The sequence below is a fragment of the Variovorax sp. 05L425 genome, assembly GCF_056397705.1.
The window spans coordinates 1-929 of sequence record NZ_JBFTNY010000072.1 but is presented as its reverse complement, the minus strand read 5'-3'; the positions used below and the strand labels follow the sequence as shown (position 1 = coordinate 929).

General features: G+C 65.4%; 2 protein-coding genes. Both read left to right on the top strand.

Features of this window, described 5'->3' with window-relative positions; all coding sequences use genetic code 11:
• Positions 1–309, top strand: a 309-nt coding sequence (locus AC1DN9_RS30015; protein WP_478106013.1) for an NAD(P) transhydrogenase subunit alpha part 2, incomplete at its 5' end; no start/stop codon positions are given.
• On the top strand, positions 306–929 hold a 624-nt coding region (locus AC1DN9_RS30010), incomplete at its 3' end, for an NAD(P)(+) transhydrogenase (Re/Si-specific) subunit beta (protein ID WP_478106012.1). The genes AC1DN9_RS30015 and AC1DN9_RS30010, both read left to right, overlap by 4 nt.

Genomic DNA, 929 nt, shown 5'->3' with positions numbered 1-929 from the left:
ACCGTCATCAACCTGATCATCTTCGTGCTGGCCATCTACGTGGGCTACCACGTGGTGTGGACCGTCACCCCGGCGCTGCACACGCCGCTGATGGCCGTCACCAACGCCATCTCCGCCATCGTCATCGTGGGCGCCATGCTGGCCGCGGCGCTCACCGAGACCACCTTGGGCAAGACCATGGGCGTGCTGGCCGTGGCACTTGCTGCAGTGAACGTCTTCGGCGGCTTCCTGGTGACGAGACGCATGCTGGAGATGTTCAAGAAGAAGGACAAGAAGGTAGCCGCAGGCGACAAGGGGAACGCAGCATGAGCATGAACGTCGTCACGCTGCTGTACCTCGTTGCATCGGTCTGCTTCATCCAGGCCTTGAAGGGCCTCTCGCACCCCACCACCTCCATCCGCGGCAACATCTTCGGCATGGTCGGCATGGCGATCGCCATCCTCACCACCGCCGCCCTCATCGTGCAGCTCTCCGGCGGCAAGGCCCTCGGCATGGCCTGGGTGCTGCTGGGCCTGGTCGTGGGCGGCGGCTACGGCGCCTACCGCGCCAAGACGGTCGAGATGACCCAGATGCCCGAGCTTGTGGCCTTCTTCCACAGCATGATCGGTCTGGCAGCCGTCTTCATCGCCGTGGCGGCGGTGGTGGAGCCCTGGGCCTTCGGCATCACGCCGCTGCCGGTGGCGGCCTCCGGCACGGTCAACACGCCCGACGGCGCGATGATCGTCGACGGCTTCCTGCGCTACGCGATTCCGGCGGGCAACCGGCTGGAGCTGTTCCTGGGTGCGGCCATCGGCGCCATCACCTTCAGCGGCTCGGTCATTGCCTTCGGCAAGCTCTCGGGCAAGTACAAGTTCCGCCTGTTCCAGGGTGCTCCGGTGCAGTTCAAGGGCCAGCACATGCTGAACCTCGTGCTGGGGCTGCTGACCATT